This window comes from Campylobacter lari subsp. concheus (assembly GCF_008245025.1).
GTDB classification, from domain to species: Bacteria; Campylobacterota; Campylobacteria; order Campylobacterales; family Campylobacteraceae; genus Campylobacter_D; species Campylobacter_D concheus.
In genome coordinates, this window is the sequence record NZ_CP043426.1 from 146,719 (window position 1) to 170,126 (window position 23,408).

Here is a 23,408-nt window from a genome sequence, read left to right on the forward strand (position 1 = left end):
TTATTATAAGTTTATTGAGGAAAGGTCATGACTAAAACGCTTGAATATTCAATTTATCATTTTTTTGAGCATATTCTAAAATTAAAAATTTCACAAAAAAGCATGATTAGAGGTGAACTTTATGGAGCTTCTATACCTTTGTATTTTAAAGATGAGGAATATAGTTTTTATTTGTTTTTTCAAAAACAAGCTTTAAATGAAATTGCGCAATTTTTATTGCATGAAGAATTAAAAGAAGATGGATTGGCAGATTTAGTAAAAGAAGTGGCTAACCAAATCATAGGTTATGCTAAAAAGCTACTTAATGATACTAATGGAAAAGATGAGTATCGTTTAGGTGTTCCTGAGTATTTAGGGCGTATTGATGCATTTTCAAAAATTAAACTCAAAGAAAAATTTACTTATGAAGTAAAAAATGCTTCCTTTAGAATAGGTTATAAAAAAATATGATAGAAGATCAGTTAGGATTATTGCAATCTTATGAAGATATTTTAGATATTAGTGTTGATTTTGTTAGTGAGCTTGGCACAACTAATATGAGTGTGAGAGAACTCTTAAAGCTAGAAGTTGGTTCTGTGATAGATCTTGAAAAGCCAGCAGGTGAAAGTGTGGAGCTTTACTTAAATAAGAGAATTTTTGGTAAAGGTGAGGTAATGGTATATGAAAAAAACCTCGCAATAAGAATTAATGAAATTTTAGATTCTAAATCAGTATTGCAGTATTTTAAAAAAGAATTGCAATGAAATTTATTTGGATCTTGCTACTTGCTTTGCCTCTTTTTGGGGCAAAAATTCTTGATTATAATATCTATTCTAGAGAAGATAGAGTGGACATTGCTTTTTCATTTGATGTTCCTTACAAAGAAGGCATTAGTCAAAAGAGAAAAGGCGATATTATTATTTTTACACTAAATGCTCAAAGTGTTAAAGAAGAAGATAAGACATTAAATTCTAATATTATTAAAAAAATAAAAATTTTTTCAGAAGGCAAAAAAACTTTTATAGCTTTAAGTGTTGGTGATAAGATACAAATTAATGCAGATATGATTGGTGAATATGGATTGAGACTACGCGCTCAAAAAGAAGGTATGAATTTAGCAACTAAAAATAGTTTGGAAGAAAAAAATGAGGAGATAAAAATGCAAGAGTATGATTTTACAAATTATATTTTGGTTGTAAGCGTATTGATACTTTTGCTTATTGGACTTTGGTTTTTAAAAATGTATTTAAGGCAAAAACATCCTTTAGATAGAAATTTTACTTTGATTTTTCAAAGACCGCTTGATAGACATAATCAACTTGTAGTTTTTGAGTATGGTTTAAAACGCTATACCATGATCATAGGAAATTCTAATGTGGTATTAGAAACGAATGAAGCTATGATAAAAAACGATGAACAAAATAAAACATCCCAAAAACCAAAAGAAAAAGACTTTGATTCTTATTTTGAAGAAAATAAACAAAGATTACAAAATTTACTTTTAAAACAAAATGTTTAATTAGATTGATTAAAAGCTAAAATAATAAGTTTTGGCTTTGAAATTTTTTTGATTTCTTCTCTTGAAAAATAAATTTGTTTTTTTGTTGAATAAATATATAAGGTATGGTTTTTTAATGTAAAATCAAGATTTTCATCACTATCTTTGGCAAGTTTTTTTGCTAGTGCTAGAATAAAATTAAGCCAGGCTAATATATGGTTATTTGGTAATAATTCTTTAACATGTTCTACAGCAATGGGGTTTATTTTTTTACCATTGGCTTTTAAAAGAGTTGCAATAAGCAAAATTTCTTTGTGTGAAAAGCCAAAGTTTAAGCCACTCATTGCCATATAGGCGCTATGTTCATTAGCAAAATAAAAATTAATTTTTTCACCTATATGGGCTAATTTAGCAGCGCTTAAAAGGTCTTTTTTAAAATCTAAACTTATTTTGTGAAGAGGTGAAAGCACATCAAATAATTTACTTGCAAAATAAGTACTTTTATCTTTATAATCAACACCAAAGCGATCTTGTAAGGATTTTAAGCTTGGATTGAAATTTGGCGGAAATTTGGCATTAAATTGCGAAAAGTCATTAGTGTCATTTTTTATTTTAGCGTATTTTTGAAAAAGATTAGATAAAAACACGCCTTCTCTGACACCTACTGCAGAAGTGATGATATTTTTAGCTTTAAGTTTTTCAGCTAAGGCTAAAAATATCACACAACCCTCTTTTATAGTATCGAAACGATCTTTTTTAATATCAAAGTCTGTTAAATTTTTCGCATTTTGAATTTTTTCTATATAATTTTTTTCTTTTTCAAAGCTGTAGCTGAAATTATGGATTATTTTTAAAGGATAGGAATTTTTTTTCATTATAGAATTTGATAATGCTCTTAAGCTCCCGCCTATGGCAATAATATTCTCACTTTGAAAATGTTTTGGAATTTGCATTAGAGCTTCTTGTATGAATTGATCTAGAGCATTTAATCTTTTAGTGTCATAAAAAATTTCTTTTAATCTTACCGTTCCTAGATCAAGTGAAATACAATCTATAATTTTACCTTCTTTAATCAAGCAAAGTTCGGTTGATCCTCCACCTATATCTATAGTGGTGGCATTTTGAATATTTGATAGTAAATTTAACGCAGCAAGACCACCTAAAAATGATTCTGTTTTACCGTTAATGCATTTTATATTTAAACCTACATTTTTTGATATTCTAGTAATAAATTCTTTTGCATTAGGTGCATCTCTTAGCGCAGAAGTTCCAACAGCAATAATTTTCCTGCATTTTTCCTTTACAGCTTTTTCTTTAAAATAAGCTAGTGCCTTCTCAGCCTTAAGCATGGATTCTTCTTGGAGGATTTTGTTGTTATTATAAGCATTTTCTCCAAGTCTTACTTTCTTTTTGTGTTCACTGCAAATAAAAAAACCATATCTTGAGGTTCTTTCAAAAACAACCATACGAATGGAGTTAGAGCCAAGATCAATTACTGCTGTTTTTTTAGCCATTAAATATCTTTATTTTTATGTTTTAAGCGAAGCTCATCAATACTTTCTACATTATCAGGATCAGGTATGATACAATCTACTGGACAGGCTACTATACAGGCTGGTTCTGAAAATTCATTTACGCATTCAGTACACAAATCAGGATCTATGACATAGATTGGATCATTATCATAAATTGCTTCATCTGGGCATTCTTCTCTGCATGCATCACAGGATATACATTCTCTAGTGATTAAAAGTGACATACTTTTCCTTTTATTGATAATAAAGCAAACTTATACTATATAAAAACTTATAGCTAATTTAAAAAGAGATAAAAATATTTAATTTTTAGAATGATCAAATCATTCTAAAAATTTTTAGTTAGTTTTTTTAGGAAAACAAAAGCGATATCCTCTGCGGCGCACAGTTTCTATAGTGGAAATATTAAGAGGTTTATCCATTTTTTGTCTTATTTGATTGATTGCAACTTCTATAACATTTGGAGTTACAAGCTCAGGTTCTTCCCAAATAGCATCTAAAAGTTGTTCTTTTGATACGATCTGATCAGAGTGTCTAGCAAGGTGAGTTAAAACTTCAAAAGGTTTTCCTTTTAATTCTATGTCTTTTCCTTGATAAGTGATTTTTTCTTCATCAGGATCAATCACTAAATCATCAATCTTAATCACATTTGTCCCGCCAAATCTAAGTCTAGCTTCGATTCTTGCCATTAAAATTTCAAAATCCAAAGGTTTTTTTATATAATCATCCGCTCCAGCTTTTAAAGCTTTGATTTCATTTTCTTTATCTGCTTTTGTGCACATTGTTACTATAGCAGTTCTTGGAGATTTTTGTTTGATAGCATTGATCAAATCGCTTGCATCATTATTACCTATGGTCCAATTTGATAATACTAAATCATAATGTCTAATACCTATAAAATACTCAGCGTCTTTAAAATTTTCTGAAGTGTCGCTTTGGTAGCCAAACTCATTTAAAGTATTTGATAAAGTTTTATTAAGCGATGCTTCATCTTCTACAACTAAAATACGCATTTTATTCCTTTGAAGATAGTTTTAGTGCAAAAGTATAACACAAATTAAGCAAATGTTCAAAATTCTTTAAAAAATTTTTAATATTTTTTGCTTAAACTAGCTCCAACGCACGCATTTTTAATGATATCGGGCTTATAGCAAGTAATATTTATAAATTGAAGTTTTTTATGGTGCTTTTTGATATCTTTGCATATATATTTTAAAGATTTTTCTATAGTCTTAAATTTTTTCTTTTTATAGATTTTTTCTATTCTAGCACATAATTTTGCATAATCTAAAAATTTCTTGCTTTTAGCTTCTAATTCTATTAGGACTTTTTGTTCTTGAATTCTTTCAAAATCTAAAAGTCCTATAATGCATTTAAATTCTAAGCTAACTTTTATATGACTTTGCATTCTTGTTTTCCAATAAGCCTTAAAATATTTGGTATGTGTTTATAAACTACTATAAAGGCGATGATAAATATCGGCGCATGGGTATTAATCACAGGCATATCATAATGAAATATAAAAGAAGTTGCAATTAAAATAATTAAAGCTCCAAGTGAGGCTAAACTCGAAATTTTAAATATCCTACCTATAATAAACCAAGTCAAAAGTGCACATATAATCTCAAAAGGTAAAAATACCGCTAAAACCCCAGCTCCAGTAGCTACTCCTTTACCACCTTCAAATTTTAAATAAGGAGAAAAACAATGACCAAATACTGCTAAAACAGCCATAGTCCATAAGATATTTTCATCATAGCCTAAATTTTTTGCTACTAATATAGGCATAATTCCTTTAAGTGCATCTAAGACAATTGTTGCAACAGCAAGTGTTTTGGCAAGTTTAGGATCACTTTCTTTTACTACCCTTAAAACATTGGTAGCGCCTATGCTTTTGCTACCTGCATTTTTAATATTTGTTTTGGCAAAAATTTGAGCCAGTAAAAGACCAAAAGGTATAGCACCTATAAGATAAGCTAAAAGATAAATTATTAAATTTTCCATTTACTTTCTATCCTGATTCTATAAAGATTTATAATAATGATAGCAAAAAACTCTGAAATAAATATTTAAGAGATATTTTATCCTATAATAATTTTTATTGTTAAATAGAATTTTTTATTTTATTTAAAGAAAATTATAGATATATTTTCAATAAGTTTATTTTAAATAGGCTTTATTTTATCTTATTTAGGAGTGAATAATGAAAAAAATTTCATTATTAGTTGCATCATCATTATTAGTTGCATCAACTGCTTTTGCTAACGATAAAGCTTTACTTGATGAAGCAAAAGCAGCAGGTTTAGCACCTTTGCCAAAGGATCAAGCAGGTGTTGAAAAACTATTAAAAGAAATGGGTGTTAAAGCTAGCAAGTTTTCTAAAGAAAAAGCTAATCTTGGTAAAAAGTTATATTTTGAACCAAGACTTTCTAAAAGTGGTTTGATTTCTTGTAATACCTGTCATAACTTAGGCATGGGTGGTGCCGATGGTATAGCAGCTGCTGTAGGACACAAATGGACTGCTAATCCTCATCATTTAAATTCACCAACAGTTTATAACTCTGTTTTAAATTCAACTCAATTTTGGGATGGTAGAGCAGGTACTTTAGCAGATCAAGCAAAAGGACCAATCGAGGCAGAACCTGAAATGGCAACACCGGCAAAATTAGCAGTAGAAAAAATTTCTTCTATGCCAGAATATGTTAAAGAATTTAAAAAAATATATGGTAGTGATGGAGTAACTTTTGATAATATAGCAGATGCTATTGCTACATTTGAAAGAACACTTTTAACTCCATCTAAATTTGATAAATTCTTAGAAGGCGATACAAAAGCTTTAAGTAAAAAAGAAAAAGAAGGTTTAAAAACTTTCATCGATAAAGGCTGTACAGCTTGTCATACGGGAGTAAATCTAGGTGGTAGCATGCAAGCTTTCCAAGTGGCAGCTAAATATAAATTTGCAAATGTAGGTGATTTTAAAGGTGATGCAAATGGTTTAGTTAAAACTCCAACTTTAAGAAATATTGCCGAAACAGCTCCATACTTCCACAATGGTGCTATTTGGACTTTACAAGATGCGATTAAAGAAATGGGTAGTGTGCAACTTGGTATAGAAATTTCTGACAAAGAAGCAGCTTCTATAGAAACTTTCTTGCATGCTTTAACAGGTAAAAAACCAAGCATTACTTATCCTCAACTTCCAAAAGCTACTGAAAAAACTCCAAAGCCAGAGCTTTGATAAAATTTCCCCAAAGATATTTTTTGGGGAATGTTGTTTTTTGTTTATTTTTTATATATAATGCATTCTTAATTTTTAATTAGGAATTAACTATGAAAAATAAAATTTTATTTAGTATAATTGTATTAACAGCTATTTTATTTAGTGCGTGTGCTAATCATGCAAAAATGAACAATGAATTAGAACAAAAGTTAACTCAAAAGATATGCTCTGATGAATTTTTTACTCAAGAAATGACTAAGGTAGATAAAAAAGATGATCCAGTATATGTAGGATTAAATGCAGGTTTAATTGCAAAAAATTGTGGAGATTTTAATCTTAGTAATGAATTTTTTGATAAGGTTGAGGAATCTTATCAAGTTGATGTGGATTTAAGAAGTGGTGCCCAAAAAATTACTAAAACAACTGTAGCTACATTAATAAATGATTCTATATTAGACTATGATGGTTCTTTATATGAAAGAATAATGGTAAATATGTATAAGGGTTTAAATTTTATGAGCGAGGGCGATTATAATAACGCAAGAGTGGAGTTTAAAAGAGCTTTATTGCGTCAAGATAGAGCGAAAGATTATTTTAAAGCCCAAATTGCTAAAAATAAAGCAGAATTAGAAAAAGCCAAAAAAGAAGATCCAAATTTTAATAAAAATTTTAGTGAATCAACAAAACAAATAAATGCTCAATATGAAGCTTTGTTTGAAGAATTTTCAACAAGTAAAAATTTTACTAATCCTTATGCAACTTACTTAGCTTCGATTTTTTATTATATGAGTAAAGATTATACTTTAGCTAAAGATTTATTTAAAGAAATAAAAATTTTAAATCCAAAAAATAAAGAAATTAATAAAGAGTGGAAAGCAATTAGCAATGCTAAATCAAAAAATAAATATGTTTTTATTGTTTATGAGAATGGTTTTGGTGTGATAAAGGATGAGTTTAAATTAACTCTGCCTTTGATTTTAAATGACACTCTTACGACAACTTCTATTGCTCTACCTAAGCTAAAAAAAAGAAGTCAGTCTTTTGAGTATTTAAGTGTAAATGATACTAATACTACAAAATTAGTTGATTTAGATAATGTTGTAGCAAGCGAGTTTAAGTTCGAGCAACCATCAATAGTTACAAAAGCAATAGTTTCAGCTATCTTAAAAACTACTATCAATGCAGCAGTAGCTAATAATGATTCAACAGGAGGTTTTTTAAGTCTTGCTAGTGGTATTATGAATGCAGCAACAACTCAAGCTGATGTTAGATCTTGGAGAGGATTGCCACAAAGTATAGGAGTTGTTATGATTAAAAATACAGGTAAAATTATTATAAAAACTCCAAGCGATGATGTGTTATTTGAAAGACAGATTAATCCAAAGAAAAATGTATTGGTTATAGTTCGTTCTTTTGCGCCTAGTATTGCTCCAAGTATAAATATTATAGAAAAATGAAAAAGATAATTTTTTTATTGTTATTAAATTGTATGTTATTGGTTTCACAAGATACTTTTGATGCAAACTTTAAACATACAAATGTAAAAAGTGTAAAAGAAAGAATAAATAATGCAGGATTATTAGAAGTGCAGATTATTTTTTATAGTTCTGTTGATAAAAAACTTTCTTATAAAATAGAATGGTTTGATAAGGATGGGTTTGTTATAAAAAATACTATTGATAAAAACTATAAAAACATAAGATTGTTAGCTAAACAAGAGTATATTATACAAAATATAGCTAGTAATAAGCAGGCTAAAAAATATAAAATATATATCAAATAAAGGATGGATGATGAAAAAAATTAAAATTTTAACAAGCGTAATGGCTATAGGTGTTTTATTTAGTGCGTGTATGCAACAACCTACTTATGTAGATGGAACTGCAGCAAAAGTAAAACAAGGCGATTCTTTAAGCATGGCTTTAACTGGTGAAGATTTTGACAATACAGCTAAAGAGATGTTAAATAGTTTGTTTAATTCAAGTTATGTTGTGAATAAAATAGGAAATTCAGGTAAGGCTATTGTGGCAGTTTATGATGTGATAAATGATACAGCTTTAAGAATAGATACTAGAAATTTGACTGATTTGATGGTAGAAGAACTTATAAATTCAGGTAAATTTGCAGCTTCAGCTACTCAGGGCAATGATAGTGCTACTCAAAATAATATGGATGATGTAATGAGTGATAAAGATGATGATAGATATGATAAAGCCACAGTATCTAAAAATCATACGCAAATTAGTGCTTCTTTGACTTTGCAGGGAAGAATTGGTCAGCAAAATATAAAATTAAGTAATGGTAAAACCCAAGTTGAATACTTTTTTGTTATGAAATTAGCTGAAAAGGGCAGCGGTTTAGTAGTATGGCAAAAAACTAATAGAATTAATAAACTAGGATCTAGTAAAACTGTAAGCTGGTAATATAAAACAATAAGGAAAGATATGATAAAAAAAAGATTTGCTATTGGATCATTGTTGGTAGCGAGTTTTCTTTATGCTCAAGCAACTCCACAGGTTGAAATTACTCAAGAAGATATTAAAATTCAAAATGAAATGTCAGATGCTAGCTCTAAAGATATTACTCCAAAATCTTTAGACGATTTTTTTGAAGAATTTGCAGATAATTTTGGCATAAAATATGGTATTACAAAAGATGGAAAAACCTTTTATACGGGTAGAAGTGTAGTTGCGCTAAGCGATAGCGATCCTCAATTTGCTCAAGCTTTGCAAAATGCTTACCAAAAAGCTATGCTTAATTTGCAGTCTGATTTTATTGAAGATGCCTTTGGAAGAATGGCAGTGAGTAAAATTCAAAATTACGAAGCTGATAATTCTACTAATGCAAAAGAATTTGAAGAACTACCAAAAGGAAGTGTTGTAGGACAAATTTTTGATAAACTGGTTCAATTAAGCGGTGCAAAATTAGATAAAGCTTTGAGGGACTTGGGTATTAATGTAGAAGGTTTAACAGAGGAAAGAAAAAAGACTTTATTAAAAGAAGAGTTTCTTAATAAAACAATTACTAGTGCAGTTGGTTCAATGAGTGGTTTAATTCCTGTACAAACTATAGTTACGCAAAGAAGAGGGCAATATGATATTGGTGTAATTGCAGTTGTTTCTAAAAAAACTCGTCAACTTGCTAAAGATATGTCTTTAGCACGCCAAAGCAACATTAAAGGTAAAGGAAAAAATATCAACGAGTATTTACCAAAAGACACTAAAGGCTTTCTTAATGAATATGGTATTCGCTTAGTTTATGATGAAAAAGGTTCACCAGTTATTTTAAGCTATGGAAATTGGGGTTATATTGCTGATACAAATAATGCCAAGAAGACAAATATATTAGAAGATAGGGCTAAAGATACAGCTTCAACTATGGCTGATGCAGCTATAATTGAATTTATTAATACAAATTTAAGTTTAAAAGATGAAAAAACTACAGGTGAAAGTTATGAAGAAATCATCAAACAAAGCTTAAATATCAATAACAACACTACTCAAGAACAAATTCAAAATTTTACAAATATTGTAGAAAAAATCAATACAAAAATAAAAGCAAGTGCTAGTGGAAAAATCAAAGGCATAGGAACACTTAAAAGATGGAACTATACAAGCGAAAATGGTATAGAACATGTAGGTGTTGTAAGATTTTATTCTTATGATAATGTGGCAAATATTAACGAAGCTTTAAAATCAAATTCAAACACCAGTGCCTCAAAAACTGAACCTAAAAAGTCTTCTAACATACAAAGAAGTTCTAATGTTGTAAATGACATAGATGATTTTTAGGAAAAATTTATGAAGATATTACAAATTTGTATTTTGATTTTATGTTTTCATTTGGGTTTATATGCCAAAATAATTACCACAAGCACTACCAATTCAAGTATGGGCGAGGGTATAGGAGCTAGCAGAGAAGAGGCAATAAATAATGCCATAATAGAAGCTATTGGCAAATTAAATGGTATTAATATCGACTCAACCAAGCAGTCTTTTGTCGGGGTAAATTCAAATAACAAAAAGACTAATATAGAAGATAGCTATAAAGAGCAAATTATAAAAGCTACAAAAGGCAGAGTTGATGCATATGAAATTGATAGTGTGGTTCAAGAAAACGACAAATACATAGCAAATGTAACCATTTTTAAAACTATTACTCATAAAAAATATCAAATACCAGGTTATAAGCCAGATGGTAGAAGAAGTATTACGGTATTTAATACCTCTTCTAAATACCAAGAACTTGGAAATATTTTACAGCAAAAAATTATCACAGATTTGATTCAAAGTAGGAAATTTAATGTTTTAGATAGAGATTCTAAAGGTTATTATGAAATGGAGAAATCTTTGATAAATTCATCTAATACACATAAAGATGAAATTTACAAACTTAACAATGTTTTAGCTACTGATTATATTTTGTTATTTCATGTAGGTGGAGTAGATCTTAAAACTAAAGGAAATAAAAATAAAATAGATGTTGTGCTGGATTATCGTGTGCTTTTATTTGCCACCAGACAAATTAAATTTTCAAATACTTTAACCATGTCAGCCTCTGTTAAAGGTGATTCTTTGGTGGCTAATGAAAAGTTAAGTGAAAAAATTGCAAAGAAAATTTCAGATGATATTTTAAATGCTATTTATCCTTTGAAAATTGTACAGGTTAGCAATAATGAAGTAGTATTTTCACAGACTTTGGATAGTGATGAAATTTATGAGTGTTATTCTCTGGGTGAAGTGGTAAAAGATGCTTATACTAAAGAAAATACAGCAAGAATAGAAACAAAAAGTGGAAAGGTTCAAATTACCCGCTCAACACCAAAACTTTCATATGCTAAAATTCTTGAAGGAAGTGTTAAAAAAGATGATATCTGTAGGCCTTTAGATGATGTTAATATAGGTGTGGAAAAACAACATAGTGTAAATCCAAATGGTACAGTAAATTTAGGTTGGTAATTAACCTAAATTTAAAATTATTTTGAGTATAATCTCAAGTTTTAACCACTAAAGCTTTTTAAATTTATGTTTTATACATAATGCTTTATGGTGCTACCAAAATATTTTAAGAAAGGATAGCTGTATGTATGCTATTATAAAACACAGTGGAAAGCAATACAGAGTAAGCCAAGGTGATGAGCTTAAACTAGATCGTTTTGAAGCTGAAGTAAAATCAAGCGTAGAAGTAAGTGAAGTTCTTGCTGTATGTGATAAAGAATTAAAGGTAGGTGCGCCGTTTGTTGCGGGTGCAAAAGTTGTTTTAGAAGTGATTGCTCATGGAAAAGACAAAAAAGTTGTGATTTATAAAAAAAGACGTAGAAAAGACTCAAAATTAAAACGCGGTTTTAGAAGACAATTTACTCGCGTTAGAGTAGTAGATATTAAAGCTTAAGGAGTAAAGAATGGCACACAAGAAAGGTCAAGGTTCAACTCAGAATAATCGTGATTCTATAGGTCGTCGTCTAGGTGTTAAAAAATTTGGTGGAGAATTTGTTCGTGCTGGTAACATCATCATTCGCCAAAGAGGAACAGCAACTCATGCAGGTAATAACGTAGGCATGGGAAAAGATCATACAATTTTTGCTTTAATTGATGGTTTTGTAAAATTTGAAAGAAAAGATAAAAATAGAAAAAAAGTTTCTGTTTATCCTGCATAATTTTAAGGCTACTTTGTAGCCTTTTTCTTCTTTTTAATCTTAATATATTAAAAAAAATATAATATCATTTTAAAAATTTATACTTTGGTGATTGTATGTTTATAGATAATGTAAAATTAGTTTTAAGTTCAGGTAATGGTGGTAAAGGTGCTGTGAGTTTTCGCCGTGAAAAACATGTTCCGTTTGGTGGACCTGATGGTGGTGATGGCGGAAATGGTGGTGATGTGTATTTTATATGTGATAATAATACTCATACCCTAGCACACTTTAAAGGCAAAAAAGAACTTAAAGCACAAAATGGTCAACCGGGTTTGGGTCGTAACAAAAATGGCAAAAGAGGAGAGAACTTAGAATTAATAGTTCCTCAAGGTACTCAGGTAATTGATGCACAAAGTGGGGAAGTTTTACTTGATATGCTAGTAGAAGGCCAAAAAGAACTCTTTTTAAAAGGTGGTAAAGGCGGTCTTGGTAATACTCATTTTAAAAACTCTACTAATCAGCGTCCAGATTATGCTCAACCAGGCGTGGTAGGAAAAACCTTAAGTGTACGCTTAGAATTAAAACTCATAGCAGATGTTGGGCTTGTAGGCTTTCCAAATGTAGGAAAATCCACTCTTATAAGCGTAGTGTCTAATGCAAGACCTGAAATAGCTAATTATGAATTTACTACTTTAACTCCAAAACTTGGTATGGTTGAAGTAGATGATTATAATTCTTTTGTAATGGCAGATATCCCAGGTATTATAGAAGGTGCAAGCGATGGTAGGGGTTTGGGGCTTGAGTTTTTAAGACACATAGAAAGAACTTCTTTTTTACTTTTTGTACTTGATCCATTAAGAGATATGAGTTTAAAAGAACAATTTTGCATTTTAAGAAAAGAATTGGAAAAATTTTCAAGCAAACTTTATGTAAGAAATTTTGGCTTAATGCTTTCAAAAAGCGATAGTGTAAATTTGGGTGAGGAATTTGCAAAAAAAATAGAAGATGATTATAATGAACTAAAAGCTTATTTACAAAGTCAAAATAATCCACAAAGTTTTTTCATCAAGGTTTCAAGCCTTGAAAAAACAGGTTTAAAAGAGCTTAAATTTATGCTTTTAGAAGAAGTTAAAAAAATTAGAAATCAAAATAGCCTTTGATGAGTGAAAATTTAACTATAGATTTTATCCAAGAATATATCAAGTCTCATTTTAAAGGTTTGGTGTATAAATTTACCTATCAAGAACATAGCTTTTTTTATAATCTTGATAGGGTTTTAAAAAACGGAGTTTATTTTTGTACTATTAAAGAAAATGATGGCATAAATGATCAAGCTTCAAATTTAAATAGAGAGGGTGTGTTTCGTCTAAGTTGCTCTCTTTGTGACCAAGATTACCAAAATCTTTTTGGACAAAAACCTAAAAAAGCTTTAAAGGGTAAGGTTGATAGTTTAAATTATGATTTTTCTATGCTTGATTTTATCATGTCTCATTCAATTTATGCTTATATGGGATATATTTGTATCAACAACCCTTCTAGAAAAAATTTTGAAATTTTCAAAGATCATCTTGAGCTTTCATATCAAAAAGCTATAAAAACTTATCAAAAAAGGATAGTGGTATTATGAAAAATATCATTTTTATGGGAACTCCATCTTATGCAACTTGTATTTTAAAAGAGCTTGTCGATAAAGGATTTAATGTCCAAGCCTTATTTACTCAACCTGATAAACCTGTGGGAAGAAAGCAAATTTTAACTCCAAGTGATACTAAAAAATTTGTTTTAGAAAATAATTTAAATATAGAAATTTTCACTCCAAAAAGCTTAAAAGATGAAAATATAATCAATGGAATAAAAAGCTTAAAACCTGATTTTATAGTTGTTGCTGCTTATGGGAAGATTTTACCAAAAGAAATTTTAGATATTGCTCCCTGTATCAATTTGCACGCTTCCTTGCTTCCTAAATATCGTGGTGCTTCACCTATACAAAGCGCTATTTTAAATGGGGATAAAATAAGTGGGGTTTGTACTATGCTTATGGAAGAAGGGCTTGATAGTGGTGCTATTTTAGAAAACATAGAATGTGATATAGAAGGTAAAAATTCAACAGAAGTTTTTACCATGCTTTCAAATTTAGCAGCCAAACTTACTATTTCTACACTTTTGAATTTTGAAAAAATTATCCCAAAAAAACAAGATGAAAGTTTAGTTACACATTGTAAAAAAATCAAAAAAGAAAATGGGTTGATTAATTTGGATAATGCAAATGAAATTTATCAAAAATTTTTAGCTTTTACACCTTGGCCTGGAATTTTTTTAGAAAATGGTATGAAATTTTTAGATATAGAATTAATCGATGGTGAAAAAACTCAAAAATCAGGTGTGATTTTACAAGTAGAAAAGGAAGGTTTTTTGCTTTCATGTACAAAAGGTATTTTAAGGATTAAAACTTTACAAGAAAGTGGAAAAAAAGCTTTAGATGCTAAGACTTATTTGAATGGAAAAAGGTTAAAACTTGGAGATAGTTTATTTTGATGAACTTGAATCAACTCAAGTTTATTTAAGTGATAAAATTCGCAGCGGAGAAATTACTAACAATACAGCCATTTGCGCTTTTATACAAAGTGCTGGTATAGGTAGTAGGGATAATACTTGGCAAAGTAAGCAAGGAAATTTGCATGTATCTTTTTGCATAAAAACTCAAGAATTAACGCAAGATCTTCCTTTGGCTTCTGCTAGTATATACTTTGCATTTTTAATGAAAGAAGTATTACAAAGAAAAAATTCGAAAGTGTGGATTAAATGGCCTAATGATTTTTACATAGAAGATAAAAAAATAGGTGGCCTGATGAGTTCTAAAATCAATGATTTTTTGGTTGTAGGAATGGGGATTAATCTTAAATATGCTCCATTTAATGCTGAAATTTTAGACATAGAAGTAGATATAGCAAAACTTTTAAATGAGTATTTTTCTTATGTAGATGAGAAAATTTTATGGAAGAATATTTTTAGCAAGTATATGCTAGAATTTGAAAAATCAAGAAATTTTTTTATACATAATGAAGGTAAGATTTTATCTTTAAAAGATGCTTTGTTGTATAAAGATGGTTCTATATTGTTAGATAATAAAAGGATATATAGTTTAAGATGAGTGAGATAATAACTATTGCAAATCAAAAAGGTGGAGTGGGTAAAACTACTACCGCTATTAATCTAGCGGCTTCTTTGGCAGTAGCTGAAAAAAAGGTTCTTTTAATAGATATTGATCCACAAGCTAATGCTACAACAGGACTTGGTTTTAATAGAAGTAATTATGAATATAATATTTATCATGTTTTTATAGGTAGGAAAAAACTTTCTGAAATTATTTTAAAAACTGAGCTTCCACAATTATACTTAGCCCCATCAAATATTTCTTTGGTTGGAATTGAGCAAGAAGTAGTAAAAGAAAGCGGAGAATATAGAACGATTTTAAGGGAAAAAATCAAAGAAATTGCCAAAGATTATGATTTTATTATCATCGACTCACCTCCTGCGCTTGGAAGCATTACAGTAAATGCTTTTGCAGCAAGTGATAGTGTTATTATCCCTATACAATGTGAGTTTTATGCGCTTGAGGGTGTTGCGATGGTTTTAAACACTATTAAATTTGTGAAAAAAACTATCAATCCAAAACTAAAAATAAAAGGCTTTTTGCCGACTATGTATAGCTCACAAAATAATCTTTCAAAAGATACTGTAGAGGATTTAAAGCAAAATTTCAAACAAAAGCTATTTAGAACAGGTGATAATGAAGATGATTTCATCATCATACCAAGAAATGTAAAACTTGCTGAAAGTCCAAGCTATGGAAAACCTATTATACTTTATGATATAAAATCTCCAGGTTCAGTGGCATATCAAAATTTAGCACATTCTATATTAGGATAAAAAATGGCAAAAAAAAGTGCATTAGGAAGAGGTTTAAGCAGTATTTTGGCTGATATTGATGAAGCTTATGAAAAAGAATTAGGTTCTAATGAAGGTAGAATAGAAGAAATTGATATAGATTTAATTAGCCCAAACCCTTATCAGCCAAGAAAAAATTTTGATATCCAAGCTTTAGAAGAACTTGCAGGTTCTATTAAAGAATATGGTTTGATTCAGCCTGTTGTGGTTTTTAAAAAAGATGAATTTAATTATATTTTAATAGCAGGTGAGAGAAGATTTAGAGCATGTAAGCTTTTAGAGAAAGAACAGATTAAAGTTGTAGTTTTAAATGTAGATGATATAAAATTACGTGAGCTTGCTTTAATAGAAAACATTCAAAGAGAGAATCTAAATCCTATAGAATTAGCACATTCTTACAAAGAATTGCTAGAAATTCATGATATCACTCAAGAAAAATTAGCAGATCTTATCCATAAATCAAGACCTCAAATTGCCAATACCTTAAGACTTTTAAATTTAAATGAGCAAACACAAAATCTCATTATAGAAGGTAAAATTTCACAAGGGCATGCAAAAGTTTTAGTGGGACTTGAAAAAGAAGAAGAAAAAATGATAGTTGATACTATTATAGGGCAAAAACTCAATGTAAGAGATACCGAAAAATTAATTAAAAATTTTAAAAATATAAATCAATTAGAAAAAAATACAACTTCAAATAAACAATATCAATCTATAATAAATTTAAAAGAAAAAATTGAATCTTTAGGTTTAAAAGTAAATACTAAAGATTTAAAAATTACTATAAATTTTGAAAACGAAGATGAGGTTAGAGAATTTCTAAAGATGTTAAATTAAATATGTTTTTAGGTATATTTTGCTATAATTTCGAGTTCTATTTAGATTTATTTAGGAGTATTAATGTTTAATGATGTACATTTTTCCATCATGATAGCCACCGGTGTCATTTTTTTGCTTATGATAGCGATTTTAAATTCTATGCTCTATAAACCTTTGATTAAATTTATGGATTCTAGAGATTTAACCATAAAAAATGATGAAGAAAAAATGAAAAAAAATTCCGACGATGTTTCAAATGTGGAAAATGAGTTGGAAAAAATTCATATCCAAACAAGAGATGAAATCAGTCAAATCAAAGCAAAAGCTATAGAAGAAGCTAAATTAAAACAAGAAAAAGAATTATCAACAAGAAAAAGAGAATTAGAAGATCAAATGCTTGTTTTTCTTAAAAGTCTAAAAGAGAAAGAAAAAGAGTTAAAAGAAGAAATGCGTTTAAAAATGCCAGAATTTAAACAAAGCTTTAAAGATAGCTTGAGTAAAATTTAAGGAAGATAAATGTTAAAAAAAATTACATTATTATCAATACTTCCTTTTTATGCTTTTGCAGCAGGTAATGGAAGTGGTGAGTATGATATTATTCCAAGAGCGGTTAATTTTGTTTTATTTGCTGCTATTTTGTATTATTTCATAGCAACACCTTTGAAAAATTTCTATAATGGTAGAATTGCAAAGATTGCGTCTAGAATGAATGAAATTCAAGAAAAACTTATTGCAAGTAAAAATCATAAATTAGAAATGATGAAAAAATTAGATTTAGCCAAACAAGAAGCTGTTAATGCAGTTGCTCTTGCAAAAAAAGAAGCAGAAATTATTACTGAAAAAATCGAGAATGAAACAAAAATGGAAATTAAAGTTCTAGAGAAAACTTACGAAGAGCACAAAGAATATGAAATAAGAAAAATGGAAAAAGAAGTTGTACAAGCAGTTTTAGAAGAAATTTTTGAAGATCAAAATTTACAGCTACAACAAAAAGAAATTTTAAATATCATGATGAAAAAGGTGTCTTGATGGAAAAAGTAATTGCTAAAACATATGCAAAGGCAATATTAGAAAGAAATGATTTTGAAAATTTTTATTCTAATTTGTTAGAGTTAAGTTCAGCTTTTGTATCTAATAAATTTATAGATATTTTAAATTCATACGAAATAAAACAAGACAAAAAACTAGAATTAATACTTTCATTATTGGATAATCCAAGTGATGCTTTTAAAAATTTTATAAATTTAATTGTGGATAATAAAAGAGAAATGTTAATTCCAGAAATCATTAAAGAATTAAGTGAACAAAAAGCATCAAAAGAAAATACATTTTTAGGACAAGTTTATTCAAAAGAAAAATTAAGCGAAGAAGAAATTAAAAATTTAGAGGAAAAACTTAGTCTTAAATTTAATGCAAAAATTAGATTAGATAGTAAAATAAGTGATAATGACAGTGTAAAAATTAGCTTAGATGGACTTGGATATGAAATTTCATTTTCAATGCAAAGCTTAAAAGCTAAGATGAATGAATATATATTAAAAGCAATTTAAGGAGATTTGATGAAATTTAAAGCAGATGAAATTAGTTCTATTATAAAAGAAAGAATTGAAAAATTTGACTTTAATCTTGAAATAGAAGAAACCGGTAAAATTATTTCAGTTGCCGATGGTGTTGCTAAGGTATATGGCCTTAAAAATGCTATGGCTGGAGAGATGGTTGAATTTGAAAATGGCGAAAAAGGAATGGTTCTTAACCTTGAAGAATCAAGTGTTGGTATTGTTATCTTAGGTAAAGGACTTGGACTTAAAGAAGGAAGTTCTGTAAAAAGATTAAAAAAACTTTTAAAAGTTCCAGTTGGAGATGCGTTGATAGGACGTGTTGTAAATGCCTTAGGTGAGCCAATTGATGCTAAAGGCGTTATTGAAGCGAGCGAATATCGTTTTGTAGAAGAAAAAGCAAAAGGTATTATGGCTAGAAAAAGCGTTCATGAGCCATTGCACACAGGTATTAAGGCGATTGATGCTCTAGTTCCAATTGGTAGAGGACAAAGAGAATTAATCATTGGTGATAGACAAACAGGTAAAACAACTGTGGCAATCGATACAATTATTAGTCAAAAAGGTAAAGATGTTATTTGTATTTATGTTGCAATTGGTCAAAAACAAAGTACTGTAGCTCAAGTAGTTAAAAAGCTTGAAGAATATGGTGCAATGGATTATACTATAGTGGTGAATGCGGGTGCATCAGATCCTGCTGCATTACAGTATCTTGCACCATATACTGGGGTAACTATGGGTGAATATTTTAGAGATAATTCAAGACATGCATTGATTGTTTATGATGATTTAAGTAAACATGCTGTTGCATATCGTGAAATGTCTTTGATTTTACGTCGTCCTCCAGGTCGTGAGGCTTATCCAGGAGATGTGTTCTATCTGCATTCAAGATTGCTTGAAAGAGCAAGTAAATTAAGCGATGAGCTTGGCGCGGGAAGCTTGACTGCGCTTCCTATTATTGAAACTCAAGCAGGGGATGTTTCAGCTTATATTCCAACCAATGTTATTTCAATTACAGATGGTCAAATTTTCTTAGAAACAGATTTATTTAACTCAGGTATTCGCCCTGCGATTAATGTTGGTTTATCTGTATCTCGTGTTGGTGGTGCTGCACAAATTAAAGCAACAAAACAAGTTTCAGGTACATTAAGACTTGATTTAGCTCAGTATAGAGAATTGCAAGCTTTTGCACAATTTGCAAGTGATTTGGATGAAGCTAGTAGAAAACAACTTGAGCGTGGACAAAGAATGGTTGAAGTTTTAAAGCAACCTCCATATTCTCCACTTTCACCAGAAAATCAAGTTGTGATTATTTTTGCGGGTACTAAAGGTTATTTAGATGATGTTGCAGTTTCGAAAATCGGAGAATTTGAAGCAGCTTTATACCCATTTATTGAGGCTAAATATCCAGAAATTTTTGAGCAAATTAGAACTAAAAAAGCTTTAGATAAAGATTTAGAAGAAAAACTAGCTAAAGCATTGAGTGAGTTTAAAGCAAACCATATATAAGGTTTTTAAATGTCTAATTTAAAAGAAATTAAAAGAAAAATAAAAAGTGTTCACAATACACAAAAGACAACCAATGCGATGAAGCTTGTCTCTACTGCTAAATTAAGAAAAGCAGAAGAGGCAGCTAAAAAATCAAAGGTTTTTGCTCAAAAAATCGATGAAGTTTTATCAGAAATTGCATTCAAGATCAATCAATACGAAGGGCTTGATGACAAACTTCCATTTTTCAGAAAAAAAGATAATATAGAAAAAATGGATATTATTTTTGTCACAGCCGATAAGGGTTTGTGTGGTGGATTTAATATTAAAACCATTAAAGCCGTAAATGAAATGCTTGAAGATTGCAAAACAAAAAAAATCAAAGTAAGATTAAGAGCTATTGGTAAAACAGGTATAGAATATTTTAATTTTCAAAATATAGAAATTTTGGAAAAATATTTAGATACAAGTTCAAGTCCAGATTATGATAAGGCTTGTGCTATTATCCAAAAAGCTGTTGATGATTTTGTAAATGGCGTGACAGATAAAATTGTAATCATTCATAATGGTTATAAAAATATGATTTCTCAAGAAATTCGTATTAATGAGTTGTTGCCAGTAGAAGCTATTGTTGGTAAAGAAGAAGAAAAGTCTGAATCTTTAATGGATTTAGAGCCAGAAGATGAAGAAATTTTAAATGATTTGTTAAAAACTTATTTTGAATATAACATGTATTTTTCTTTGGTTGATTCTTTAGCAGCTGAACATAGTGCTAGAATGCAAGCCATGGATAATGCAACCAATAATGCAAAAGCTAGAGTTAAGCAACTTAATCTAGCTTATAATAAAGCAAGACAAGAATCTATTACCACCGAACTGATAGAAATCATCAGCGGTGTTGAGTCAATGAAATAAATTTAGGAGTGATGATGCAAGGTTTTATTTCTCAAGTTTTAGGACCAGTGGTTGATGTTGAATTTAAAGACTATCTTCCACAAATTAATGAAGCTATTATTGTTAATTATGAATTAGAAGGAAAAGAATGCAAGCTAGTTCTTGAAGTAGCTGCACATTTAGGTGATAATAAAGTAAGAACCATCGCTATGGATATGACAGATGGTCTTGTTAGAGGTTTAACAGCTGTTGCAACTGGAAATCCAATTAGCGTTCCAGTAGGCGAAAAAGTTCTTGGAAGAATTTTTAATGTAACGGGTGATTTGATTGATGAGGGCGAAGAAATCAATTTTGATAAACACTGGTCAATTCATAGAGATCCACCTCCATTTGAAGAGCAAAGTACAAAAAGTGAAATCTTTGAAACAGGTATAAAGGTTGTTGATTTGCTAGCTCCTTATGCCAAGGGTGGTAAAGTTGGTCTTTTTGGTGGTGCAGGTGTTGGCAAAACCGTTATTATCATGGAATTAATTCACAATGTTGCATTTAAACACAGCGGATATTCGGTTTTTGCAGGTGTTGGTGAAAGAACTCGTGAGGGCAATGACCTTTATAATGAAATGAAAGAAAGTAATGTATTGGATAAAGTTGCATTGTGCTATGGTCAAATGAATGAACCACCAGGGGCAAGAAATCGTATCGCGTTAACAGGTCTTACTATGGCTGAGTATTTTAGAGATGAAATGGGACTTGATGTTTTAATGTTTATTGATAATATTTTTAGATTTTCTCAATCAGGTTCAGAAATGTCAGCGCTTTTAGGAAGAATTCCTTCAGCTGTTGGTTATCAACCAACCCTAGCTAGTGAAATGGGTAAGTTCCAAGAAAGAATTACTTCAACCAAAAAAGGATCTATTACTTCAGTTCAAGCAGTTTATGTGCCAGCAGATGACTTAACAGACCCTGCACCAGCAACAGTTTTTGCGCACTTAGATGCAACAACAGTTTTAAATAGATCAATTGCTGAAAAAGGTATTTATCCAGCTGTTGATCCACTTGATTCTACTTCAAGAATGCTTGATCCACAGATTATTGGTGAAGAGCACTATAAAGTAGCACGTGGAGTACAATCAGTATTACAAAAATATAAAGATTTACAAGATATTATTGCTATTTTGGGTATGGATGAGTTAAGTGAAGAAGATAAATTGATTGTTGAAAGAGCAAGAAAAATTGAAAAATTCCTATCTCAACCATTCTTCGTTGCTGAAGTTTTCACAGGCAGCCCTGGAAAATATATCAGCTTAGAAGATACAATTGCAGGATTTAAAGGTATTTTAGAAGGTAAATACGATGATTTACCAGAAAATGCTTTTTATATGGTTGGTAATATAGATGAAGCTATAGCAAAAGCTGAAACACTTAAAGAAGTTAGCAGAAAAGACGTTTGTTTAGATAATTGTAAAGTGGATAAGGCTAAAAAAGGTTAATTTATGCAAGATTTAATATCTTTAGAAATCATTACACCCCTTGGCATGATTTATCAAGGGGATGCAAGATTGGTAGTTCTTCCTGGAAGTGAAGGTGAATTTGGTGTTTTAAAAGGACATGCATCTTTAATCTCTTCTTTAAAAGCAGGAATTATAGATATAGAAAAATCAGATTCAACTCATGAATTAGTTGCTATTGATTCAGGTCATGCAAAAGTTTCTGAAACTAAAGTGAGTGTTTTGGCAAAAGGTGCTGTATGGGTTGGAGGAAATAGTGATAGTGAAATAGCAAAAAGATTAGAAGAAGCAAAAGATTTAATTAAATCTATGAGCAGTGATAGTATTGCACTTGCTTCTACTTTTGCTAAAATGGATAATAATGTAAGGCAAAAATAGTGGATTTACAAGCAATTTTTCATTTTTTTGAAAATACAAGCTTAATCACTTATATAGTATTAGCTTGGCTTTCGGTGTATTTTATACTTAGTTTTAGTATATTATTTTCAAGGTTGATGCTTATTAATAAATGGACTCAAAATGAAAGCCAAGCTTTAGAAGCTTTAATGAGAGGCGAAAAAGATTTAAGTCAAAGTGCATCAATTTTAAAAAAATGTGTTGAAGTTGATGAGACAAAGATGAATATTTATAAAAATTCTGTTGAAAAAAAAGCTACAGTAGGGTTAACTTGGCTTAGCATTATCGCTTCAACCTCTCCTTTTATAGGTCTTTTTGGTACGGTTATTTCTATACTTGAAACTTTTGGTGGCTTAGAGATGCAAAATTCTTTAAGTATTATAGCTCCTAAAATCAGTGAAGCTTTGGTGGCTACAGGTTGTGGAATTTTGGTAGCAATTCCTGCATATAGCTTTCATTTAATTATTAAACGTAAAGCCTATGAATTGATTAATATCTTAGATAGTGAGATCAAAGTATTGGTAAGCTTTACAAAGGCATAGTTAATGTTTTTAGAAGAAAAACCTGAACTCAATATTACACCTTTAGTAGATATTATGCTTGTGTTACTTGCTATTTTAATGGTAACAGCTCCAAGTATCACATATGAAGAAAAAGTTCAACTTCCTCAAGGTTCACAAAAAACTTCAAGTGCGCCAAATATTAAAAGTTTGATTATAACAATTAATGCAAAAAAAGAAATTTTTATAGGGAAAGATAAATTTGATTTTATAAGTTTTGCAGATAATATGAATGCTTTAAAAGTTCAGTATAATACTCAAGAGACGGTTTTTATAAGAGCAGATAAGAATCTAAAATATGATGATGTAATGAGTGTTTTAAGAACAATGAAACATTTAGGTTTCCAAAAAGTTGCTTTGCAAACTGAGTAA

Annotated in this window: 31 protein-coding genes; 26 read left to right on the forward strand and 5 right to left on the reverse strand. The window is 29.6% G+C overall.

Annotation, left to right across the window (positions count from 1 at the left end; genetic code table 11):
- Nucleotides 1-27 precede the first annotated feature (27 nt).
- The 3 genes from CLCT_RS00825 to CLCT_RS00835 are packed head-to-tail and all read left to right on the forward strand — an operon-like array spanning nucleotide 28 to nucleotide 1,498.
- The gene (locus tag CLCT_RS00825; protein ID WP_149061969.1) at nucleotides 28-450 is read left to right on the forward strand and encodes a chemotaxis protein CheX; all 423 of its coding nucleotides are present in this window, start codon (nucleotides 28-30) and stop codon (nucleotides 448-450) included.
- On the forward strand, nucleotides 447-743 hold the full coding sequence (gene fliN, locus CLCT_RS00830; RefSeq protein ID WP_039667904.1) for a flagellar motor switch protein FliN: 297 nt from the start codon (nucleotides 447-449) through the stop codon (nucleotides 741-743). Before CLCT_RS00825 ends, fliN begins: the two co-directional genes overlap by 4 nt.
- On the forward strand, nucleotides 740-1,498 hold the full coding sequence (locus tag CLCT_RS00835) for a hypothetical protein (RefSeq protein WP_149061970.1): 759 nt from the start codon (nucleotides 740-742) through the stop codon (nucleotides 1,496-1,498). Before fliN ends, CLCT_RS00835 begins: the two co-directional genes overlap by 4 nt.
- On the opposite strand, the gene CLCT_RS00840 is transcribed toward CLCT_RS00835, so the two are convergent.
- The 5 genes from CLCT_RS00840 to plsY form a co-directional block, all read right to left on the reverse strand.
- Nucleotides 1,495-2,991 carry a Ppx/GppA phosphatase family protein gene (locus tag CLCT_RS00840; protein WP_149061971.1) on the reverse strand — a complete coding sequence of 499 codons (1,497 nt, stop codon included), beginning with the start codon at nucleotides 2,989-2,991 and terminating at the stop codon, nucleotides 1,495-1,497. The genes CLCT_RS00835 and CLCT_RS00840 overlap by 4 nt on opposite strands.
- Nucleotides 2,991-3,236, reverse strand: a complete 246-nt coding sequence (locus CLCT_RS00845; protein WP_012660922.1) for a YfhL family 4Fe-4S dicluster ferredoxin — start codon at nucleotides 3,234-3,236, stop codon at nucleotides 2,991-2,993. Before CLCT_RS00845 ends, CLCT_RS00840 begins: the two co-directional genes overlap by 1 nt.
- Before the next feature lie 114 nt (nucleotides 3,237-3,350).
- Entirely contained in the window at nucleotides 3,351-4,025 is a 675-nt protein-coding gene (gene hsrA, locus CLCT_RS00850) for a homeostatic response regulator transcription factor HsrA (RefSeq protein ID WP_039667907.1), read from the reverse strand.
- A 77-nt stretch (nucleotides 4,026-4,102) separates the two neighbouring features.
- Entirely contained in the window at nucleotides 4,103-4,420 is a 318-nt protein-coding gene (locus tag CLCT_RS00855; RefSeq protein ID WP_039667908.1) for a dihydroneopterin aldolase, read from the reverse strand.
- Complete coding sequence (gene plsY, locus CLCT_RS00860; RefSeq protein ID WP_149061972.1) at nucleotides 4,405-5,016, reverse strand: glycerol-3-phosphate 1-O-acyltransferase PlsY; 612 nt, start codon at nucleotides 5,014-5,016, stop codon at nucleotides 4,405-4,407. The genes CLCT_RS00855 and plsY overlap by 16 nt, the downstream gene beginning before the upstream one ends.
- A gap of 199 nt (nucleotides 5,017-5,215) precedes the next feature.
- Here plsY and CLCT_RS00865 point away from each other — a divergent pair, with 199 nt between their 5' ends.
- The 23 genes from CLCT_RS00865 to CLCT_RS00975 all read left to right on the forward strand — a co-directional run bounded on the left by CLCT_RS00865 (nucleotide 5,216) and on the right by CLCT_RS00975 (nucleotide 23,408).
- Entirely contained in the window at nucleotides 5,216-6,250 is a 1,035-nt protein-coding gene (locus tag CLCT_RS00865; protein ID WP_149061973.1) for a cytochrome-c peroxidase, read from the forward strand.
- A 92-nt stretch (nucleotides 6,251-6,342) separates the two neighbouring features.
- A complete protein-coding gene (locus CLCT_RS00870; RefSeq protein WP_149061974.1) occupies nucleotides 6,343-7,689 on the forward strand; it encodes a COG3014 family protein in 1,347 nt (448 codons plus the stop codon).
- On the forward strand, nucleotides 7,686-8,015 hold the full coding sequence (locus tag CLCT_RS00875; RefSeq protein ID WP_080755059.1) for a YcfL family putative periplasmic lipoprotein: 330 nt from the start codon (nucleotides 7,686-7,688) through the stop codon (nucleotides 8,013-8,015). Before CLCT_RS00870 ends, CLCT_RS00875 begins: the two co-directional genes overlap by 4 nt.
- Before the next feature lie 10 nt (nucleotides 8,016-8,025).
- On the forward strand, nucleotides 8,026-8,655 hold the full coding sequence (locus tag CLCT_RS00880) for an LpoB-related protein (RefSeq protein WP_170230428.1): 630 nt from the start codon (nucleotides 8,026-8,028) through the stop codon (nucleotides 8,653-8,655).
- Between the two features lie 24 nt (nucleotides 8,656-8,679).
- Nucleotides 8,680-10,023: a DUF6844 domain-containing protein gene (locus tag CLCT_RS00885; RefSeq protein WP_149062766.1), complete on the forward strand. Its 1,344-nt coding sequence runs from the start codon at nucleotides 8,680-8,682 to the stop codon at nucleotides 10,021-10,023.
- A 9-nt stretch (nucleotides 10,024-10,032) separates the two neighbouring features.
- A complete protein-coding gene (locus CLCT_RS00890) occupies nucleotides 10,033-11,190 on the forward strand; it encodes a hypothetical protein (protein ID WP_149061976.1) in 1,158 nt (385 codons plus the stop codon).
- A 124-nt stretch (nucleotides 11,191-11,314) separates the two neighbouring features.
- Nucleotides 11,315-11,623 carry a 50S ribosomal protein L21 gene (gene rplU, locus CLCT_RS00895; RefSeq protein ID WP_012660931.1) on the forward strand — a complete coding sequence of 103 codons (309 nt, stop codon included), beginning with the start codon at nucleotides 11,315-11,317 and terminating at the stop codon, nucleotides 11,621-11,623.
- 10 nt (nucleotides 11,624-11,633) lie between these two features.
- A complete protein-coding gene (gene rpmA / locus CLCT_RS00900; protein WP_002862355.1) occupies nucleotides 11,634-11,888 on the forward strand; it encodes a 50S ribosomal protein L27 in 255 nt (84 codons plus the stop codon).
- A gap of 95 nt (nucleotides 11,889-11,983) precedes the next feature.
- Nucleotides 11,984-13,027, forward strand: coding sequence for a GTPase ObgE (gene obgE, locus CLCT_RS00905; protein WP_149061977.1), 1,044 nt, complete (start codon nucleotides 11,984-11,986; stop codon nucleotides 13,025-13,027).
- Complete coding sequence (locus CLCT_RS00910; RefSeq protein ID WP_149061978.1) at nucleotides 13,027-13,494, forward strand: DUF6194 family protein; 468 nt, start codon at nucleotides 13,027-13,029, stop codon at nucleotides 13,492-13,494. The genes obgE and CLCT_RS00910 overlap by 1 nt, the downstream gene beginning before the upstream one ends.
- Nucleotides 13,491-14,402, forward strand: coding sequence for a methionyl-tRNA formyltransferase (gene fmt, locus CLCT_RS00915; RefSeq protein WP_039667917.1), 912 nt, complete (start codon nucleotides 13,491-13,493; stop codon nucleotides 14,400-14,402). Before CLCT_RS00910 ends, fmt begins: the two co-directional genes overlap by 4 nt.
- Nucleotides 14,383-15,018 carry a biotin--[acetyl-CoA-carboxylase] ligase gene (locus CLCT_RS00920; RefSeq protein WP_039667918.1) on the forward strand — a complete coding sequence of 212 codons (636 nt, stop codon included), beginning with the start codon at nucleotides 14,383-14,385 and terminating at the stop codon, nucleotides 15,016-15,018. Before fmt ends, CLCT_RS00920 begins: the two co-directional genes overlap by 20 nt.
- The gene (locus tag CLCT_RS00925; RefSeq protein WP_012660935.1) at nucleotides 15,015-15,797 is read left to right on the forward strand and encodes a ParA family protein; all 783 of its coding nucleotides are present in this window, start codon (nucleotides 15,015-15,017) and stop codon (nucleotides 15,795-15,797) included. Before CLCT_RS00920 ends, CLCT_RS00925 begins: the two co-directional genes overlap by 4 nt.
- Before the next feature lie 3 nt (nucleotides 15,798-15,800).
- Nucleotides 15,801-16,652, forward strand: a complete 852-nt coding sequence (locus tag CLCT_RS00930) for a ParB/RepB/Spo0J family partition protein (protein WP_039667919.1) — start codon at nucleotides 15,801-15,803, stop codon at nucleotides 16,650-16,652.
- Between the two features lie 63 nt (nucleotides 16,653-16,715).
- A complete protein-coding gene (locus CLCT_RS00935) occupies nucleotides 16,716-17,141 on the forward strand; it encodes a FoF1 ATP synthase subunit B' (protein WP_039667920.1) in 426 nt (141 codons plus the stop codon).
- A 9-nt stretch (nucleotides 17,142-17,150) separates the two neighbouring features.
- Nucleotides 17,151-17,663, forward strand: coding sequence for a F0F1 ATP synthase subunit B (locus CLCT_RS00940; protein ID WP_039667921.1), 513 nt, complete (start codon nucleotides 17,151-17,153; stop codon nucleotides 17,661-17,663).
- Nucleotides 17,663-18,184: a F0F1 ATP synthase subunit delta gene (locus CLCT_RS00945; RefSeq protein ID WP_039667922.1), complete on the forward strand. Its 522-nt coding sequence runs from the start codon at nucleotides 17,663-17,665 to the stop codon at nucleotides 18,182-18,184. The genes CLCT_RS00940 and CLCT_RS00945 overlap by 1 nt, the downstream gene beginning before the upstream one ends.
- Nucleotides 18,185-18,193: 9 nt before the next feature.
- Entirely contained in the window at nucleotides 18,194-19,699 is a 1,506-nt protein-coding gene (gene atpA / locus CLCT_RS00950) for a F0F1 ATP synthase subunit alpha (RefSeq protein WP_149061979.1), read from the forward strand.
- A 9-nt stretch (nucleotides 19,700-19,708) separates the two neighbouring features.
- Nucleotides 19,709-20,593, forward strand: a complete 885-nt coding sequence (gene atpG / locus CLCT_RS00955; RefSeq protein WP_149061980.1) for an ATP synthase F1 subunit gamma — start codon at nucleotides 19,709-19,711, stop codon at nucleotides 20,591-20,593.
- Nucleotides 20,594-20,607: 14 nt separating this feature from the next.
- On the forward strand, nucleotides 20,608-22,062 hold the full coding sequence (gene atpD / locus CLCT_RS00960) for a F0F1 ATP synthase subunit beta (RefSeq protein ID WP_039667925.1): 1,455 nt from the start codon (nucleotides 20,608-20,610) through the stop codon (nucleotides 22,060-22,062).
- Between the two features lie 3 nt (nucleotides 22,063-22,065).
- Nucleotides 22,066-22,458, forward strand: a complete 393-nt coding sequence (gene atpC / locus CLCT_RS00965) for an ATP synthase F1 subunit epsilon (RefSeq protein ID WP_012660943.1) — start codon at nucleotides 22,066-22,068, stop codon at nucleotides 22,456-22,458.
- Nucleotides 22,458-23,018 (forward strand): MotA/TolQ/ExbB proton channel family protein, encoded by a 561-nt coding sequence (locus CLCT_RS00970; RefSeq protein ID WP_039667926.1) that lies wholly within the window; start codon nucleotides 22,458-22,460, stop codon nucleotides 23,016-23,018. Before atpC ends, CLCT_RS00970 begins: the two co-directional genes overlap by 1 nt.
- 3 nt (nucleotides 23,019-23,021) lie before the next feature.
- Nucleotides 23,022-23,408 carry an ExbD/TolR family protein gene (locus tag CLCT_RS00975; RefSeq protein WP_012660945.1) on the forward strand — a complete coding sequence of 129 codons (387 nt, stop codon included), beginning with the start codon at nucleotides 23,022-23,024 and terminating at the stop codon, nucleotides 23,406-23,408.

Coding starts and splice junctions, on each gene's coding strand:
- CLCT_RS00935 (WP_039667920.1), top strand. CDS start 16,716: ATGTTTAATGATGTACATTTTTCCATCATGATAGCCACCGGTGTCATT.
- atpA (WP_149061979.1), top strand. CDS start 18,194: ATGAAATTTAAAGCAGATGAAATTAGTTCTATTATAAAAGAAAGAATT.
- rplU (WP_012660931.1), top strand. CDS start 11,315: ATGTATGCTATTATAAAACACAGTGGAAAGCAATACAGAGTAAGCCAA.
- atpD (WP_039667925.1), top strand. CDS start 20,608: ATGCAAGGTTTTATTTCTCAAGTTTTAGGACCAGTGGTTGATGTTGAA.
- CLCT_RS00845 (WP_012660922.1), bottom strand. CDS start 3,236: ATGTCACTTTTAATCACTAGAGAATGTATATCCTGTGATGCATGCAGA.
- CLCT_RS00825 (WP_149061969.1), top strand. CDS start 28: ATGACTAAAACGCTTGAATATTCAATTTATCATTTTTTTGAGCATATT.
- CLCT_RS00930 (WP_039667919.1), top strand. CDS start 15,801: ATGGCAAAAAAAAGTGCATTAGGAAGAGGTTTAAGCAGTATTTTGGCT.
- CLCT_RS00940 (WP_039667921.1), top strand. CDS start 17,151: ATGTTAAAAAAAATTACATTATTATCAATACTTCCTTTTTATGCTTTT.
- CLCT_RS00925 (WP_012660935.1), top strand. CDS start 15,015: ATGAGTGAGATAATAACTATTGCAAATCAAAAAGGTGGAGTGGGTAAA.
- hsrA (WP_039667907.1), bottom strand. CDS start 4,025: ATGCGTATTTTAGTTGTAGAAGATGAAGCATCGCTTAATAAAACTTTA.
- CLCT_RS00865 (WP_149061973.1), top strand. CDS start 5,216: ATGAAAAAAATTTCATTATTAGTTGCATCATCATTATTAGTTGCATCA.
- atpG (WP_149061980.1), top strand. CDS start 19,709: ATGTCTAATTTAAAAGAAATTAAAAGAAAAATAAAAAGTGTTCACAAT.
- CLCT_RS00945 (WP_039667922.1), top strand. CDS start 17,663: ATGGAAAAAGTAATTGCTAAAACATATGCAAAGGCAATATTAGAAAGA.
- plsY (WP_149061972.1), bottom strand. CDS start 5,016: ATGGAAAATTTAATAATTTATCTTTTAGCTTATCTTATAGGTGCTATA.
- CLCT_RS00855 (WP_039667908.1), bottom strand. CDS start 4,420: ATGCAAAGTCATATAAAAGTTAGCTTAGAATTTAAATGCATTATAGGA.
- CLCT_RS00910 (WP_149061978.1), top strand. CDS start 13,027: ATGAGTGAAAATTTAACTATAGATTTTATCCAAGAATATATCAAGTCT.
- CLCT_RS00880 (WP_170230428.1), top strand. CDS start 8,026: ATGAAAAAAATTAAAATTTTAACAAGCGTAATGGCTATAGGTGTTTTA.
- obgE (WP_149061977.1), top strand. CDS start 11,984: ATGTTTATAGATAATGTAAAATTAGTTTTAAGTTCAGGTAATGGTGGT.
- CLCT_RS00835 (WP_149061970.1), top strand. CDS start 740: ATGAAATTTATTTGGATCTTGCTACTTGCTTTGCCTCTTTTTGGGGCA.
- CLCT_RS00840 (WP_149061971.1), bottom strand. CDS start 2,991: ATGGCTAAAAAAACAGCAGTAATTGATCTTGGCTCTAACTCCATTCGT.
- CLCT_RS00975 (WP_012660945.1), top strand. CDS start 23,022: ATGTTTTTAGAAGAAAAACCTGAACTCAATATTACACCTTTAGTAGAT.
- rpmA (WP_002862355.1), top strand. CDS start 11,634: ATGGCACACAAGAAAGGTCAAGGTTCAACTCAGAATAATCGTGATTCT.
- CLCT_RS00875 (WP_080755059.1), top strand. CDS start 7,686: ATGAAAAAGATAATTTTTTTATTGTTATTAAATTGTATGTTATTGGTT.
- CLCT_RS00890 (WP_149061976.1), top strand. CDS start 10,033: ATGAAGATATTACAAATTTGTATTTTGATTTTATGTTTTCATTTGGGT.
- atpC (WP_012660943.1), top strand. CDS start 22,066: ATGCAAGATTTAATATCTTTAGAAATCATTACACCCCTTGGCATGATT.
- fmt (WP_039667917.1), top strand. CDS start 13,491: ATGAAAAATATCATTTTTATGGGAACTCCATCTTATGCAACTTGTATT.
- CLCT_RS00870 (WP_149061974.1), top strand. CDS start 6,343: ATGAAAAATAAAATTTTATTTAGTATAATTGTATTAACAGCTATTTTA.
- fliN (WP_039667904.1), top strand. CDS start 447: ATGATAGAAGATCAGTTAGGATTATTGCAATCTTATGAAGATATTTTA.